The 15,007-nt window shown below is 65.1% G+C and carries 14 protein-coding genes and 1 riboswitch; of the genes, 5 read left to right on the top strand and 9 right to left on the bottom strand.

The window, feature by feature from the left end; all coding sequences use genetic code 11:
* Positions 1-6 precede the first annotated feature (6 nt).
* Both HBA99_RS18820 and HBA99_RS18815 read right to left on the bottom strand, forming a co-directional pair.
* Complete coding sequence (locus HBA99_RS18820) at positions 7-2,553, bottom strand: ATP-binding cassette domain-containing protein (protein WP_070952107.1); 2,547 nt, start codon at positions 2,551-2,553, stop codon at positions 7-9.
* 128 nt (positions 2,554-2,681) lie between these two features.
* Complete coding sequence (locus tag HBA99_RS18815) at positions 2,682-3,275, bottom strand: NAD(P)-dependent oxidoreductase (protein ID WP_057970196.1); 594 nt, start codon at positions 3,273-3,275, stop codon at positions 2,682-2,684.
* 87 nt (positions 3,276-3,362) lie between these two features.
* On the opposite strand from HBA99_RS18815, the gene HBA99_RS18810 reads away from it, so the two are divergent.
* A complete protein-coding gene (locus HBA99_RS18810) occupies positions 3,363-3,770 on the top strand; it encodes a winged helix-turn-helix transcriptional regulator (protein WP_057970197.1) in 408 nt (135 codons plus the stop codon).
* A gap of 57 nt (positions 3,771-3,827) precedes the next feature.
* Here HBA99_RS18810 and HBA99_RS18805 read toward each other — a convergent pair whose 3' ends face one another.
* Positions 3,828-4,145, bottom strand: coding sequence for a hypothetical protein (locus tag HBA99_RS18805; RefSeq protein WP_030096807.1), 318 nt, complete (start codon positions 4,143-4,145; stop codon positions 3,828-3,830).
* Positions 4,146-4,155: 10 nt separating this feature from the next.
* Positions 4,156-5,334: an NADH:flavin oxidoreductase gene (locus tag HBA99_RS18800; protein WP_057964502.1), complete on the bottom strand. Its 1,179-nt coding sequence runs from the start codon at positions 5,332-5,334 to the stop codon at positions 4,156-4,158.
* Between the two features lie 89 nt (positions 5,335-5,423).
* Between HBA99_RS18800 and HBA99_RS18795 the strand changes: the two genes are divergently transcribed.
* The 3 genes from HBA99_RS18795 to HBA99_RS18785 are packed head-to-tail and all read left to right on the top strand — an operon-like array spanning position 5,424 to position 7,253.
* Positions 5,424-6,074: a nitroreductase family protein gene (locus HBA99_RS18795; protein WP_057964501.1), complete on the top strand. Its 651-nt coding sequence runs from the start codon at positions 5,424-5,426 to the stop codon at positions 6,072-6,074.
* A 19-nt stretch (positions 6,075-6,093) separates the two neighbouring features.
* Positions 6,094-6,939 carry a bifunctional methylenetetrahydrofolate dehydrogenase/methenyltetrahydrofolate cyclohydrolase gene (locus HBA99_RS18790; RefSeq protein WP_030096810.1) on the top strand — a complete coding sequence of 282 codons (846 nt, stop codon included), beginning with the start codon at positions 6,094-6,096 and terminating at the stop codon, positions 6,937-6,939.
* A gap of 14 nt (positions 6,940-6,953) precedes the next feature.
* A complete protein-coding gene (locus HBA99_RS18785; protein ID WP_030096811.1) occupies positions 6,954-7,253 on the top strand; it encodes a DUF3017 domain-containing protein in 300 nt (99 codons plus the stop codon).
* A gap of 2 nt (positions 7,254-7,255) precedes the next feature.
* Here HBA99_RS18785 and HBA99_RS18780 read toward each other — a convergent pair whose 3' ends face one another.
* The 4 genes from HBA99_RS18780 to HBA99_RS18765 all read right to left on the bottom strand — a co-directional run bounded on the left by HBA99_RS18780 (position 7,256) and on the right by HBA99_RS18765 (position 11,264).
* Positions 7,256-7,933 (bottom strand): hypothetical protein, encoded by a 678-nt coding sequence (locus HBA99_RS18780; protein ID WP_030096812.1) that lies wholly within the window; start codon positions 7,931-7,933, stop codon positions 7,256-7,258.
* Positions 7,934-7,999: 66 nt separating this feature from the next.
* Complete coding sequence (locus tag HBA99_RS18775) at positions 8,000-8,734, bottom strand: class I SAM-dependent methyltransferase (RefSeq protein WP_030096813.1); 735 nt, start codon at positions 8,732-8,734, stop codon at positions 8,000-8,002.
* 20 nt (positions 8,735-8,754) lie between these two features.
* Positions 8,755-9,939, bottom strand: a complete 1,185-nt coding sequence (gene metX / locus HBA99_RS18770) for a homoserine O-acetyltransferase MetX (protein ID WP_109418710.1) — start codon at positions 9,937-9,939, stop codon at positions 8,755-8,757.
* Complete coding sequence (locus HBA99_RS18765; RefSeq protein ID WP_057968591.1) at positions 9,936-11,264, bottom strand: bifunctional o-acetylhomoserine/o-acetylserine sulfhydrylase; 1,329 nt, start codon at positions 11,262-11,264, stop codon at positions 9,936-9,938. Before HBA99_RS18765 ends, metX begins: the two co-directional genes overlap by 4 nt.
* A 141-nt stretch (positions 11,265-11,405) precedes the next feature.
* Positions 11,406-11,542: riboswitch (SAM riboswitch) on the bottom strand.
* Positions 11,543-11,757: 215 nt separating this feature from the next.
* Between HBA99_RS18765 and HBA99_RS18760 the strand changes: the two genes are divergently transcribed.
* Entirely contained in the window at positions 11,758-13,995 is a 2,238-nt protein-coding gene (locus HBA99_RS18760) for an NADP-dependent isocitrate dehydrogenase (RefSeq protein ID WP_030096816.1), read from the top strand.
* 75 nt (positions 13,996-14,070) lie between these two features.
* On the opposite strand, the gene HBA99_RS18755 is transcribed toward HBA99_RS18760, so the two are convergent.
* A complete protein-coding gene (locus HBA99_RS18755) occupies positions 14,071-14,949 on the bottom strand; it encodes an alpha/beta fold hydrolase (RefSeq protein ID WP_030096817.1) in 879 nt (292 codons plus the stop codon).
* Positions 14,950-15,007 lie beyond the last annotated feature (58 nt).

Here is a 15,007-nt window from a genome sequence, read left to right as displayed (position 1 = left end):
AAGAACTCAGCCCTTGAGGCGGATGCGCCAGCGCACGAATCCGGCCATCACCAGCGCGAGTAGCGCCAAGATGCCCATGTCGAACAGCCAGGTTCCCGCATCGTGATTCCACAGCTCGTCCTGCGGCCCCACCGGCACCAGCTTGCGCAGGTCGGTGGTCGCGGCGGTGGCTGCGAAGCCCCATCGCGAGGGGAACAGGAACGAGAACTGTTCCAGCCCCGCACGTCCCGTCACCGGGATGAGTCCGCCGCTGAAGACGATCTGCGTCATGGTGGCGATCACCAGCATCGGCATCACCTGCTCGGCGGAGGTGGCTAGTGAGGACAGCACCAGGCCCAGCACGGTGGCCGCGCATGCGGTGGCGGCAACGGCGACCCACAGCTCGAAGTTCGCGTTTCCGAGCAGCACCGCGCCCTGCGTCGGTCCACCGCGGACGATCACGATGACGGCCGTCATGATCGCGGACTGCACGATGGCGGCTCCGCAGTAGGTGACGATCTTGGCGAGCAGATATGCGGTGGCCGACAGGCCCACTGCCTGCTCACGGCGGAAGATCACCCGTTCACCGATCAGGTCACGGATGGTCAGCGCCAGACCCAGGAAGCTGGCACCGAGGTTCGTCAGCGCCAGCAGCAGTCCAGGTTCGTTCGGGTTGTCAGGCAACGCCACATTGAAACCGGCACTACCGGGTACCGACAACACCAATCCGGCAAGGACGAACGGCAGTAGCGCCAAGAAGATGAAATAGCCGCGGTCGGCTAGGATCAGCCGTCCCTGGCGGCGCGCCACCGTGGAGACCTGCCGCAGCAGACTTGTCTTCGGGGGCTTGCCGAGGTCGCCAGGCTGTACCGGGGCGGTGACGGGTTTGTTCGCAGCGGGATGCCGGGCCAGATAGGCCTGGTGCACACCGTCCGGGTCGGCCGCGGCATTGGCGAAGATGTCGGCCCAGTCGGTCGTGCCCATCTCTTGGTTGATGCTGCGTGGAGGTCCGCAGTATGCGGTCTTGCCACCGGGGGCCAGCAGCAGCACCTGGTCGCAGTAGCTCAGATAGGTCAGCGAGTGCGTCACCACCACCACTACGCGGCCGGCGTCGGCGAGCTGGCGCATCAGGCTCATCACCTGACGGTCCAGTGCCGGATCCAGGCCCGAGGTGGGCTCGTCCAGGATCAGCAGAGACGGACCGGTCAACAGCTCCATGGCCACCGAGGCGCGCTTACGCTGCCCGCCGGAGAGCTTGTCGACGCGCGTCTCCGCGTGCTTGGTCATCTCGAGTTCCTCAAGAACCCGGGACACGACCTGTTCGCGGTCTTCTTTGGTGGTATCCGGGGGCAATCGCAGCTCGGCGGCGTAATGCAGTGCCTGGCTCACCGTCAGCTGCGGGTGCACCACATCGTCCTGTGGCACCATGCCGATGCGGTTTCGCATGACGGCGTACTCGGCGTGGACCCCGTGACCTTCGAAGGACACCTTGCCCGCCGACGGTTGGGTGTTGCCGACGATCAGCCGGGCCAGGGTGGACTTGCCGGCACCTGATGGGCCGATGACCGCGGTGAGTGATCCGGGGCCTGCGGAGAAGCTGATGTTGTCGAGCAGCTTCTTGCCGCCCTCGACGGTGAAGTCGATACCCTGCACCTCAAGCCCGCCGACGCGGGCGGCTGTCGTCGGTTTGACCAGTGTGCCGTCTTGAACGACGAGGTCGACGTTACCGATGGTGACGGTGTCACCCTCGCGCACCGTTGCCTGTTCAACCTGGACACCGTTGACGAAGGTGCCGTTGATGGTGTGCAGGTCCTGGATTTCCAGGCCACCGGCCGACGGAAGCAACAAGGCGTGGTGCCGCGAGGCCAACACGTCGTTGACGACGATCGTGTTGTCGGGGGCGCGACCGACGGTGATGGCACCGGGTGACGGTTTGGGTGCGCCGCCGATGCCGAGCGCGCGCATCGCACGGGTGCCGAACGGCTCGACCGGCTCGTGGGCGTAGGCGGCGGGGGGCACTGGGGTGGGTTCCGACGGATACTGCTGGCGCGGGCGGGTGGGCCCGGACGTTCCATAGGTTTGGGGCCCCGAGGGCGGTGCGCCGTAGGGGTGCTGCTGGCTCGGCGGCTGCCCGTAGGTCTGCGGAGCGGATTGGTAACCGCCGGTGGGGTAGTGCTCCTGAGTGCCGGTATAGGGGGCTGGCTGCAGACCCGAGGCCGGACCACGCATGGTGGGGGGAGCGATTCCCAGCTGCGTTTCGCTGCCGAGACCGCCCAGGGCGAACGTCAGCCGCGGTCCGCCGGGGTCGCCGAGGTTGACCACGGTGTCATCCCGCACCTCGACCCAACCGACCTGACGGCCGTTGACGAAGATGCCGTTGAGGCTGCGCTGGTCCTCGGCGATCCATTTACCGTCGACGAACCTGATTATCAGGTGAATACGCGACACCAACGGGTGCGTGATGCGTACATCGGCGTGGATATCGCGGCCGATATGAATATCGTGCCCGGGCGCGAACTTTCGCTCGTCACCGTCGAATACCACCGTGAGAGTGGGTGCTTCCCGACCAGTCATCGCTATCGACTGTATCGGTTCACAGCGAGTGGTCAGTCTTCCCGCGCCGGAGCTGTGCACGGGCGCGGGAAGACTCGCACTCGTGAGCTGCGCCCGATCCGGCAGCCGGGCACTGTGTCAGTCGGCGGTCAATTGGCGACCGTAAATCGCTCGTGTCGGTGTGCCGGGTGTTCAAGTTCGTCGGCTACCGCGACCGCGAAATCTTCGGCCGAGATGCGCTGGCCCGCTGGGGAGTCACCTGCGACGCGGTAGGAACCTGTGCGCTCTCCCGGCTCGATGAGCGGCGCCGGGGAGAGGTACACCCAGTCCACGTCTTGTCCGGTCCGCTCGAGTATCTCCAGCGCGGCAGCCTGAGTCAGTGCCTCGGCGCGGTACGCCTCCGGGAACTCTGGGGAGTCGACCAGGCGTATTCCGTTGACACGGAGCGTTCCCGCACCGCCGACGACGAACAGCCGGGTGCCGTGGAGGTTTGCGGCGGCTGTGCTGATCGCGTCGATGAATTCGCTGTGTGGTTCACCGGCGCGGCTTGGTCCGATCGCGGAGACCACAGCGTCATGCCCGGCAGCGACTGTTGCCACGAGAGTGCTGTCGGAGAGTGTTCCGGCACCGGCGGTGTCACTACCTCGGCGGCTGTAACCGGTCACCTCGTGTCCGCGTCCGCGTAGCTCGGCGGCGATCCGCGAGCCGACCATTCCGGTTGCGCCGAATATCGCGATTTTCATGGGGCGAGTCCCTTCTTCAATCCGTGTGAACGCCCCAAAGGTATCCAGTGGTAACTTGGTACCTCAAAGTAACTAATGGAGTTTTTGATGTCTGCCTCGTCACAGCCCGTGGATGACTGGTTGGGAAACCTGTTCGACACGGAATGCCCCACCCGGATCGTGTTGGACAGAGTCGGGGATAAGTGGACAGTCCTGGTGGTCGCGGCCCTTGCCGACGGACCCTTGCGGTTTACTGTCCTGCGCGATCGCGTCGGCGGCATTACCAGCAAAGTGCTCACGTCCACGCTGCGCTCGATGCTCCGCGACGGGCTGGTGAAGCGAATGGCTTATGCCACGGTCCCGCCGAAAGTGGAGTACCAGCTGACCGAGTTGGGCGTTTCGCTTCGCGAGCCCATCGACCAATTGCGGGTGTGGGCAGAGCGCAATGTGGCGCAAATCGTGCGCAACCGGGAAGCCCATGATGGGGACTTGTCATCAACCGACGCGGTCAGGTGAGTGCACGACACCAGCGACTGTGTCGCTCACCGGTGGTGACCTGGTCGCGCCGGACGCTCACAGGTTGTGCAGCAGAAACAGCGTTCTGACGAGGACGGACACGCACAGCGCCGGCCAGTACCAAATGTGCCAATGCCGCCAGTGCCCGATGCCCATGGCGATGGGTGCGGCCATGCACGTGAACAGGGTCAGCAGCGACCAGACGAACACCGCGGCTGCCGCGTCGGCCTGTTCGGGTGCGGCGCCGCTGAAGGCGAGCGGGAAGATCGAGGCGAACGCGACGACGCCTGCCGCCGCGGTCACCAGCACCCACAGCAGCCAGCTGACGACGGACTCGGCGGTTCCCGGTCTCTGGTGTTCGGGCGCCGCCGTCATGGCAGCGATGCTATGTGAGCACGCAGTGGGTTCTGCTGAAAATCGTGGCCATGCACTGATTGCAGTGGGTGCATCGGGAATGGGCGGCCCGGTCGGCCGCCACCCGATTCACCAGATCCGGATCGGCCAGCAGCGCACGTCCCATGGCCACGAAATCGAAGCCCTCCGCCATCGCCAGGTCCATGGTGTCGCCGCCGGCGATTCCGCCCAAGAGGATCAGGGGCATGTCCAGTTCGGCGCGAAACCGGCGGGCATCGTCCAGTAGGAAGGCGTCGCGGTAGGGATAGGACCGGAAGAACTTCTTTCCGGTGAGCCGCACGCCCCAACCCATGGGTTTGGGGAAGCCGCTGGCGAGCTCACGGATCGGCACCTCGCCGCGGAACAAGTACATGGGGTTGACCAGAGAGGATCCCGCAGTCAGTTCCAGGGCATCGAGTCCGCCGTCTTCTTGCAGCCATTTCGCGGTTTGCAAAGACTCCTCGATCGGGATGCCGCCGCGGATGCCGTCGGTCATGGTGAGTTTCGCGGTCACCGCCAGCCGATCGCCGGCCACCTTCCGCACTGCTTGCACCACCGCGCGCGCCACCTTGGCGCGGTTGGCCAGCGATCCGCCGTACTCATCGCTGCGCCTGTTGAACAGTGGGCTCAGGAAGGAACTCACGAAATAGCCATGGCCCAAGTGGATTTCGACGGCGTCGAAACCGGCCTCGATGGCAAGCCGGGCCGCGTTCGCGTGCGCGGCAATCACGCCCTCGATATCGGAAGTGCTGGCCCGGCGGGCGAATTTCATGCCCAACGGGTTGAAGAACCGGATCGGGGACAGGGCACGTGACCCGTTCGATCGCGCATTGGCCACCGGACCGGCATGGCCGATCTGCGCCGAGACGGCGGCGCCGGTGTCGTGGATGGCGCCGGTGAGGCGCCGCAGCCCGGGCAGGGCCTCTTCACGCATCCAGACCTGGCCGTATTCGGTGCGTCCCTCGGGGGCGACGGCGCAATAGGCAACCGTTGTCATGCCGACCCCGCCGAGTGCGGGTCTGCGGTGATACTCGATGAGATCGTCGGTGACGAAAGCGTCCGGTGAGGCGGCCTCGAATGTGGCGGCCTTGATTGTCCGGTTGCGCAATGTGATGGGGCCGAGTCGCGCGGGCGCCAACACGTCGGGAACTCCAGCGGCGTCATTGCCCATGAGCGGGAGATTACGCCGCGACCACGGACGGCGAATTCTGGATGCGGACTCCTAATTTTCGGTAAGCCCGGTGGATGTACGTTCGTCGTATGACCTCCCTGAATCTGTCAGCCGACGAAGTTCTGACCACCACCCGTTCGGTGCGCAAGCGCCTTGATTTCGACAAGCCCGTCGAGCGCGCGGTTGTCGAGGAATGTCTGAACATCGCGCTGCAGGCACCGACCGGCTCGAACCATCAGGGCTGGCACTGGGTGATCGTGGAGGACGCCGACAAGAAGAAGGCGATCGCCGACATCTACCGCGAAGGCTGGAACAAGTACGCCAAGGGCGCAGGCGCCACCTACGCCGAAGGCGACACCCGGGCCGAGCGTAAGGAAAAGGTTGTGGACTCGGCCGGCTACCTCGCCGAGAACTTCGAGCGGGCGCCACTGTTCCTCATTCCCTGCATCGAGGGACGACTCGACAATCTGCCGGTGGTCGGCGCGGCCTCGTCGTGGGGATCGTTGCTTCCTGCGGTGTGGAGCTTCATGCTCGCCGCCCGTAACCGCGGTTTGGGATCGGCCTGGACGACATTGCACCTGATGGACGACGGTGAGAAGCGCACCGCCGACATCCTGGGCATCCCGTTCGACAAGATCACCCAGGGCGGGCTGTTCCCCATCGCGTACACCGTCGGCACGGACTTCCGGCCTGCCAAGCGCCAGCCCGTCGCCGACGTCCTGCACTGGGACACTTGGTGAGAGCTGGAATACTGGCCGTGTGACGGCGACTCGACTTGATGGCAAGACCACCCGCGACGAGATCTTTGTGGAGCTGGCCACTCGCGCCGCGGCGCTGACCGCGGCGGGCAAGACCCCAGGCCTGGGAACCATCCTGGTGGGGGACGACCCGGGTTCGCACGCCTATGTTCGCGGTAAGCACGCCGACTGCGCCAAGGTGGGCATCAACTCGATCCGCCGCGATCTGCCCGCGGATATAGATCAAGCCACACTGTGCGCCACCATCGACGAGCTGAACGCCAACCCGGACTGCACCGGCTACATCGTGCAGCTGCCGCTGCCCAAGCACCTCGACGAGAACGAGGCGCTGGAACGCATCGACCCCGATAAGGACGCGGACGGGCTACACCCCACGAACTTGGGCCGGCTGGTGCTGGGCAAGGAAGCCCCGCTTCCGTGCACGCCGAGGGGCATCGTCTATCTGCTGCGTCGCTATGACGTCAAGCTCGACGGCGCGCACGTGGTGGTGATCGGTCGTGGCGTCACGGTGGGCCGTCCCCTCGGGCTGCTGCTCACCCGCCGCTCGGAGAACGCGACGGTCACCCTGTGCCACACCGGAACCCGTGACCTGGCTGCCTTGACCCGGCAGGCCGACATCATCGTCGCCGCTGCCGGCGTGCCGCACATGGTGACGGCGGACATGGTCAAGCCGGGTGCCGCGGTGATCGACGTGGGCGTGAGCCGGGTCGACGACAAGCTGACCGGCGACGTGGCCGAGGACGTCTGGGATGTCGCCGGGTACGTCTCGCCCAACCCGGGCGGAGTCGGACCCTTGACCCGAGCGTTCTTGCTTAGCAACGTGATCGAGCGAGCGGAACGTTCGTGACGACTACCCGGGGCATGTACGGGGCGGCTCTTGATGCCGTCCGCCGCTTCGCCCGTGAGCAGTGGCCGATTCTGGTGGTATCGGCGGTCTTTCTGGTGGCGCTGGGATTGGTGATCGCGGATCGGTGGCGCCGCGGTGCGCTGGTCGTGGGGATCGCTGTGGGAGTGGCCGCGGCGCTGCGGTTGGTGCTGGCCGATGACACCGCGGGCCTGTTAGCGGTGCGCAGCAAGACCTTTGACGTCGGTGCTCTCAGTGCCGTCGCTGCGGTGATGGTCTACCTGGCGTTGACGATCGACCCGCTGGGCACCGGATAGACCTACTTGAGCAGTTGCGCCGAGCGTGCGATGGCATCGGCTTGCTCGCCGAAGAACTGCTCCGACGGTTCTCCGCTGGGGCTGCCGGTATTGCTGGTGGCGATCTGCCAACGTTGATCGCCCTGCCCGACAAACGCCACGTAGATCTTGGGTGTGACGGCGGACGGCGGCTTGCCCTCCGCGACCGGAGGCTTCTCCAGCTCCAGGCTTGCCGAGGCTCCGGGCAAGTTGGGGCCGTCCCATGAGTCTCGTTTATCCGCAGTGACTTTCGACTTACGGCTCTTGACGAAGTCGCTCACCGCATCGGCATTCGACGATTCGAGCCAGCCCTTTACCTCGGGTGCGGCCGTGTTCTCGTCGGAAGCCGTCAACTTGCGGATGCGCACGTACTGCGCGAATTCCGTTGACTCCCACTTGGGCCGGACTTGGAAGGTCACCTGCCCCTTGTTGTCGTGCACTCCGTCGGCGAAGGCCACCCAGTCATGCGGGAGGGTGACGTAGATGCCCAGTTCGGGGATGAACTGCCGAGTGTGCCGTTCGGTGGGCGCGCTGCTGGCGCTGGATTCGGACTGGTTCTTGGTGTCCGAAGGTGACCCCGCCGATCCACAGCCGGCGAGTGCCGGGGTCAGGAATGTGGTGGTGACAAAGAGGGCTGCCAGCAGGCGGCGATCCGTACGCACGGGTACACCGTAGCGGCACGCGGCCTATTCGTCTCTGTGAATTGGGGCACCCGATTCACAGATCTTCTACTGGTTGAGTGTCGCCCGGATACTCACGGTGACGTACGGCAGCGCCAGTCCCGTCGACTGGGCAAGCGCAGGATGGGTGGACAGCAGTTCCCGAACCTGCTGCAGGGTCTTCTTCCGGGCGGCTTCGGGGGCGGTGATGCAGTAGCTGCGTGAGGCCACCATATCCAGAAGTGCCTGAGGGGTAAGGTAACTCGTCCATTCGACCTGGTGTCGTTGCTGCCCGCTAAACGGCGCGGGCAGGCTGACCGTGTGGTTGAACGGATCGTCCTCACTGCCGATGATCCTGCCGAGGTCGGCCACCCAGCCCAGGCGCTCATCGCGCGTGTTCCACACCAGCCCCAGCCGCCCACCCGGGCGCAGCACGCGAGCGACTTCGGGAATGGCGCGTTCGGGATCCACCCAGTGCCAGGCCTGCGCCACGAGCACCGCATCCACGCTGTTGTCGGGTAACGGAATCTCCTCGGCGGTGCCCAGTAGTGCGGGGGTTTCGGGAAGCGAATTGCTCAGTACTTCAAGCATTTCGGCGAGCGGATCCACCGCGATCACGTTGAGCCCGCGTTCCACCAGGCGGGTGGTGAGTTTCCCGGTACCGGCGCCCAGATCCAGGACATCGTGCGCTCCGTCGGGCAGCAGCCAGTCGATGGCCTCGGGCGGGTAGGACGGTCGGCCCCGTTCGTAGGCGGCCGCCTGTGAACCGAACGAAAGCGAGGGCTCTGCGTGTGCGTCCGGCATTCGCGCTCCTCGGGTTCCGTTTACGAAGCCTGTGTTGACTTGGCCAGGGCGAGTGTCTCCCGAACCAGCTCGCTCACCGCGTCGAACTCGATGAGGAACGCGTCGTGGCCATGCAACGATTCGACCACCCGCAAGCCGGTACAACCGGGGAGCAGGTCGGCTAATTCCTCCTGCAGGCGCAGCGGGTACAGCCGATCGGACGTGATACCGCCGACGACGACGGGGACGGGGCAGCCGCGCAGCGCCTTCTCGACACCGCCACGGTTCCGGCCGACGTCGTGGCGGTTGAGTGCCTCGGTCAGGATGACGTAGCTTCCGGCGTCGAAGCGCCGAACGAACTTGTTGCCCTGATGCTCCAGGTAGCTCTGCACCGCGTATCGGCCGTCGGCCCACGGATCCTCGGGCCCGTCCGGGCCGACCTGGGGATCATTGCCGAACCGGGTGTCCAGCTCGACCTCTCCGCGGTAGGTCAGGTGTGCGATGCGCCGGGCGAGGTTCAAACCCTTCTCGGGGCTGCGTCCGCTGCCGTGGTAGTCGCCGCCCTGCCAGTTTGGATCGGACCGGATGGCGGCGATCTGCGTGCTCTGGGTGCCGATCTGGTCGCCGGTGGCGCGTGCACCAACCGCCAGCACCAGCGCCGCACGCACCGAATCCGGCTGCATGACGGCCCATTCCAGCGCGCGTGCACCGCCCATCGAACCGCCGACGACGGCGGCGATCTCGGTGATGCCGAGTTGTGCGAGTGCGGCGATGTCGGCGTTCACCTGGTCACGTACCGACACCTCGGGGAATCGTGAGCCCCAGGGCTTTCCATCGGCGGCAAGGGAAGTCGGGCCGGTGCTACCGCGGCAGCCACCCAGCACGTTGGTGGCGATGGCGCACCACTGGTCGGTATCGATCGCCGCGCCGGGGCCGATGATTCCTTGCCACCACCCGCCGGTGATGTGGTCGGGGCCGGCGGGTCCGATCACGTGTGAGTCGGCGGTCAGCGCATGACAGACGAACACCACGTTGTCGCGGCGGGGTGAGAGCTTTCCCCAGGTCTGTACCGCGACGGTCGCGTCGTCGATGACGGCACCGCTTTCGAGTGTGATCGAACCTATTGACACATAGGCGATCTCATCGCCTTGTGGAAGGGCGATGTTCGGTGCCGGAAGCTGGTGGTCGGCGGAGCCGTTTGCGCGAAGATCGTCGGTCAAGGTCATGATGATGCCACCGCTGCGGGCTGTTTGAGTCGCCGCACGGCGGCGAATCCGGTGTCCAGATCGGCCAGGATGTCGTCGATACCCTCAATACCGACGGCCAACCGCACCAGGCCGGGTGTGACGCCGGAGGCCACCTGTTCGGCGGGCGCGAGCTGTGCGTGTGTCGTCGTGGCGGGGTGTATGACCAGCGATCGCACATCGCCGATGTTGGCTACCTGACTGTGCAGTGTCAGGGAATCGATGAAGGTGGTCGCCGCCTCGGCTCCTCCGTCCAATTCGAATGCGAGTACCGCACCGGCACCCTTGGGGGCCAATGATTTCGCGCGTTCGTGCCAGGGGGAGGTGGGTAGCCCGGCGTAGTTGACGCCGGTGACCTCCGGCTGGGCGGCGAGGTACTCGGCCACCCGCTGTGCATTTTCGACGTGGCGTTGTACTCGCAGGCTCAACGTCTCAAGTCCCTGCGCAATGAGGAAGGCATTGAACGGGGAGATGGCGGGCCCGAGGTCACGCAACAGCTGAACACGCGCCTTGAGTGCGTAGGCCGGTGCGCCCAGATCGGCGAACACCACACCGTGGTAGCTCGGGTCCGGCGTGGTGAATCCGGGGTGGCGGCCCTGGGTCCAATCGAAGGTGCCGCCGTCGATGATCACGCCACCGATCGCATTGCCGTGTCCACCAAGGTATTTGGTGGCCGAGTGCACCACGATGTCGGCGCCGTGGGCCAGCGGCTGGATCAGATAGGGAGTGGCGACAGTGTTGTCGACGATGAGGGGGACGCCCGCTTCGTGCGCGATCTTCGAGATGCCCGGAATGTCGAGAATGTCGTTCTTGGGGTTGGAGATCGATTCGGCGAAGAGTGCCTTGGTCTGTGGCGTGATGGCGCGGCGCCAGGAGTCGAGGTCGTCGGGATCCTCGACGAAGGTGGTTGAGATTCCCAGGCGCGGCAACGTGTAGTGCAACAGGTTGTATGTGCCGCCGTACAGACGCGGGCTCGACACGATGTTGTCGCCGGCCTGCGCGATGTTGATGATGGCCAATGTCGCTGCCGCCTGCCCGGAAGCCAGCAGCAGCGCCGCCACGCCGCCTTCGAGGGCAGCGATGCGCTCCTCGACGACATTCTGGGTCGGGTTGCCGATACGGGTGTAGATGTTGCCCTCTTCGGACAGCCCGAACAGCGCTGCCGCGTGCGCGGTGTCGTTGAAGACGTAGGACGTGGTCTGGTAGATCGGCAGGGCCCGGGCATTGGTCGCCGGGTCCGCGGTCTGGCCCGCGTGGATCTGCTTGGTCTCAAACGCCCAGTGGGCGGTGGGATCGATATCGGTCATGGGAACCTCCTGGGTGGTCGGTGCGGGGCTGGCGGTTTAGGGCATGCGACAGCGACAACACCGACAACAGGAATGCAGGGACTCACCCCCGGGTGACGAACGCTTCATTGGGCCAACCTGTCTTCTCGGGGCCCGTCATCGGACCCGCGCTTGCCGTGTGGCCGACTGTCCTTTCATAACCCAGTCGGCTACTCAACCTGGTCATCACCCGGGGCACCCCACCGCGGTTGGAGGGTTGCCGACCAGCGAGCCGGGGCTTGACGCTGGTACTCATGACCGCTTAAAAGCGTATCGCAATGCACCGAATGGTTGCCACCAGGTATGCAAGGCGCGGCTCGGCGGTGTCTGCGGGCCACGATGGGAGCGCGATCACAGCCCGTCCGCCCGCCTAGGCTCGGAAGCGACGTGATACTGAATAGGTCATCCGTGTGACCCACGGGATGCCTGAGATTTGACCGACCAACAAGTCCGATCAACGATGCCGGGAGTGACCATGAGTGCGCAGCAGCCGACCATCATCTACACGCTGACAGACGAGGCGCCGCTGCTTGCGACGTACTCCTTCTTGCCGATCATCCGGGCCTTCGCGGGCCCCGCCGGTATCGACGTCCAAACCAGCGATATCTCCGTTGCCGCACGCATCCTGTCCGAGTTCGCCGAGTACCTCCCCGAGGATCAGCGCGTTCCGGACAACCTGGCCGAGCTGGGCCGCCTGACGCAGCTGCCTGAGACGAACATCATCAAGCTGCCGAACATCAGCGCGTCGGTGCCGCAGCTCCTCGCTGCCATCAAGGAACTGCAGGGCAAGGGTTACAAGCTGCCCGAGTACCCCGGCGATCCGAAGAATGAGGAAGAGGAAGCCATCAAGACGCGCTACACCAAGTGTCTGGGCAGCGCCGTGAACCCCGTTCTACGTGAAGGTAACTCGGACCGCCGTGCACCCCGCGCGGTGAAGGAGTACGCGCGCAAGCACCCGCACAGCATGGGCGAGTGGTCGCAGGCATCGCGCACCCACGTCGCGACCATGAAGGAGGGCGATTTCTACCACGGTGAGAAGTCGATGACGCTGGACCGCGACCGCAAGGTCAAGATGGTCCTGACCACCACGAGTGGCGAGACCATCGTGCTCAAGCCTGAGGTCAAGCTGGCCAAGGGCGACATCATCGACAGCATGTTCATGAGCAAGAAGGCGCTCTGCGACTTCTACGAGGAGCAAATCGAGGATGCCTACAAGACGGGCGTGATGTTGTCCCTGCATGTCAAGGCGACCATGATGCGCGTCAGCCACCCCATCGTCTTCGGGCATGCGGTCAAGATCTTCTACAAGGACGCCTTCGAAAAGCACCAGAAGCTGTTCGACGAGTTGGGCGTCAACGTAAACAACGGACTCTCGGATCTCTACAGCAAGATCGAGTCGCTACCCGCCTCGCAGCATGAGGAGATCATCCGCGACCTGCACGCCTGCCACGAGCATCGGCCCGAGCTGGCCATGGTGGATTCGGCCAAGGGCATCTCGAACTTCCACTCGCCCAGCGACGTGATCGTCGACGCCTCGATGCCCGCGATGATCCGGGCCGGCGGCAAGATGTATGGCGCCGACGGCAAGCTCAAAGACACCAAGGCCGTCAACCCGGAGTCGACGTTTTCCCGGATTTACCAGGAGATGATCAACTTCTGTAAGACCCACGGCCAGTTCGATCCGACCACCATGGGCACCGTTCCCAACGTCGGTCTCATGGCACAGAAGGCCGAGGAGTACGGCAGCCACGACAAGACGTTCGAGATCGCCGAGCCCGGCGTTGCCGACATCGTCGACGTCGAGACCGGTGAGGTGTTGATGTCGCAGAACGTCGAGACTGGCGACATCTGGCGTATGCCGGTCGTCACCGATGCCGCCATCCAGGATTGGGTCAAGCTGGCCGTCACGCGGGGCCGCGAGTCCGGGATGAATGTGGTGTTCTGGCTGGACACCGAGCGTCCGCACGAGGTCGAACTACGCAAGAAGGTCAAGGAGTACCTGCAGGACCACGACACCGAGGGTCTCAAGATCCAGGTTGTGCCCCAGGTCTGGGCCATGCGCTACACCCTGGAACGGCTGATTCGCGGCAAGGACACCATCGCCGCGACCGGCAACATCCTGCGCGACTACCTGACCGACCTGTTCCCGATCCTGGAGCTGGGTACCAGTGCCAAGATGCTGTCCATCGTGCCGCTGATGGCAGGTGGCGGACTGTACGAGACCGGCGCCGGCGGCTCGGCACCCAAGCACGTCAGTCAGCTGGTCGAAGAGAACCACCTGCGGTGGGACTCGCTGGGTGAGTTCCTGGCGCTGGCCGTCAGCCTGGAGGACCTGGGCATCAAGACCGGTAACCCGCGGGCCAAGATTTTGGCTACCACGCTGGATGCGGCGACCGGGAAGCTGCTGGAGAACGACAAAAGCCCGTCGCGCAAGACCGGTGAGCTCGACAACCGCGGCAGCCAGTTCTACCTGGCCCTGTACTGGGCGGCCGAACTTGCCGCGCAGACTGAGGACACCGAACTCGCCGAGCTGTTCGCGCCGCTGGCCAAGCAGCTGGTCGAGAACGAGGACGAAATCGTCGCCGAGCTTGCCGCCGTCCAGGGCAGCCCGGTCGATATCGGCGGCTATTACGCGCCGGACCCCGACAAGACCGCCGCGGTGATGCGGCCGAGCCAGACCTTCAACGCCGTTCTGGCCTCCGTCCAGGTATAGCTCACTGCGTCGAGTGTGAAACCTGGGCGGCGAATCAGTCGAAACTCCGCCACAGGTTCACACTCGACGTGATCCCTAGCCGACGTCGGAGGCCGCGGCGCGTTTGGCGGCGACCAGCGGGTCGATCAGGTCGGTGATGACCTCGGTGACCTGACCGGGCGCTTCCAGCATCGGCACGTGCCCCATGCCCGCCAGGGTGATCCGCCGTGCATCGGCAGGCAGGCCCTGGCTGATGAGCTTCCCGAATCGACCCGGGGGCACGATCTCGTCCTTCTCACACAGCACCAGCTGTGCCGGCACCGAGATGGTGTTCAGGTTCTGCAGGCCCGGTGCCGGCAGAATCGACGACAGCGACGGCAAGTAGGCCGGGCAGTGCGTGATGTCCTCGAAAATGCTGTGGAAGTCCGGCAGGCTCAGCGCCTCTGTCTCGCCGCAGAGGGCGCGGGCGGTGGCGAACTTGACGAACGGCAGGCCCGCCGCACGGCGGCCCAACAGCCGGGAGAACGCCAGCCAGGGGAGCATGGCCGCGAACTTCACCACGATCTCCGCCTTCAGCGGCGAGTACTTGGTCCAGCCGCCGGCAGGCGCGATGGCGGTGACACTGCGAGCCCGGCCGCGTAGCGCCAGTCCCAGCGCGATCCAGCCGCCCAGTGAGTTACCCACCAGATGGGCGGTCTCCCAGCCCTTCTCATCCATGATCTCTTCGACCTGGTCCAGGTAGGTATCGACCGAGCGCTGCGACAACGGAGGCAGCGCGGGCAACGGTCCGCCGCCGTTGTGTCCGGGGTAGGTGGGTGCGAACACCTCGTATCCGGCATCGGCGAGCTGCTCGGCCACGGTCTCCCACACCGACTGCGACAGCATGAACGGATGCAGCAGCAGGACCGGCTCGCCCTCACCCATCTCGATGGGCGCCCGCTTGCTCGACGACTTCGACAAAATGGCTTCCAGCATGCGGTCCTCCTAGTGCGCCAACATCAGCGTTGACATTACTGTCTGTTGCGTCAACTTA

The organism is Mycobacteroides chelonae (assembly GCF_016767715.1).
GTDB lineage: Bacteria > Actinomycetota > Actinomycetes > Mycobacteriales > Mycobacteriaceae > Mycobacterium > Mycobacterium gwanakae.
The sequence above is the reverse complement of the archived record's forward strand: the minus strand, read 5'-3'. Positions and strand labels throughout refer to the sequence as shown.

Excerpts from the sequence above, each read along its gene's own strand:
- metX (WP_109418710.1), bottom strand. The coding sequence starts at position 9,939 with ATGACCTTGACCGACGATCTTCGCGCAAACGGCTCCGCCGACCACCAG.
- HBA99_RS18755 (WP_030096817.1), bottom strand. The coding sequence starts at position 14,949 with ATGCTGGAAGCCATTTTGTCGAAGTCGTCGAGCAAGCGGGCGCCCATC.
- HBA99_RS18765 (WP_057968591.1), bottom strand. The coding sequence starts at position 11,264 with ATGACCGATATCGATCCCACCGCCCACTGGGCGTTTGAGACCAAGCAG.
- HBA99_RS18800 (WP_057964502.1), bottom strand. The coding sequence starts at position 5,334 with ATGGGCAATGACGCCGCTGGAGTTCCCGACGTGTTGGCGCCCGCGCGA.
- HBA99_RS18785 (WP_030096811.1), top strand. The coding sequence starts at position 6,954 with ATGTACGGGGCGGCTCTTGATGCCGTCCGCCGCTTCGCCCGTGAGCAG.
- HBA99_RS18795 (WP_057964501.1), top strand. The coding sequence starts at position 5,424 with ATGACCTCCCTGAATCTGTCAGCCGACGAAGTTCTGACCACCACCCGT.
- HBA99_RS18815 (WP_057970196.1), bottom strand. The coding sequence starts at position 3,275 with ATGAAAATCGCGATATTCGGCGCAACCGGAATGGTCGGCTCGCGGATC.
- HBA99_RS18820 (WP_070952107.1), bottom strand. The coding sequence starts at position 2,553 with ATGACTGGTCGGGAAGCACCCACTCTCACGGTGGTATTCGACGGTGAC.
- HBA99_RS18810 (WP_057970197.1), top strand. The coding sequence starts at position 3,363 with ATGTCTGCCTCGTCACAGCCCGTGGATGACTGGTTGGGAAACCTGTTC.
- HBA99_RS18760 (WP_030096816.1), top strand. The coding sequence starts at position 11,758 with ATGAGTGCGCAGCAGCCGACCATCATCTACACGCTGACAGACGAGGCG.
- HBA99_RS18805 (WP_030096807.1), bottom strand. The coding sequence starts at position 4,145 with ATGACGGCGGCGCCCGAACACCAGAGACCGGGAACCGCCGAGTCCGTC.
- HBA99_RS18775 (WP_030096813.1), bottom strand. The coding sequence starts at position 8,734 with ATGCCGGACGCACACGCAGAGCCCTCGCTTTCGTTCGGTTCACAGGCG.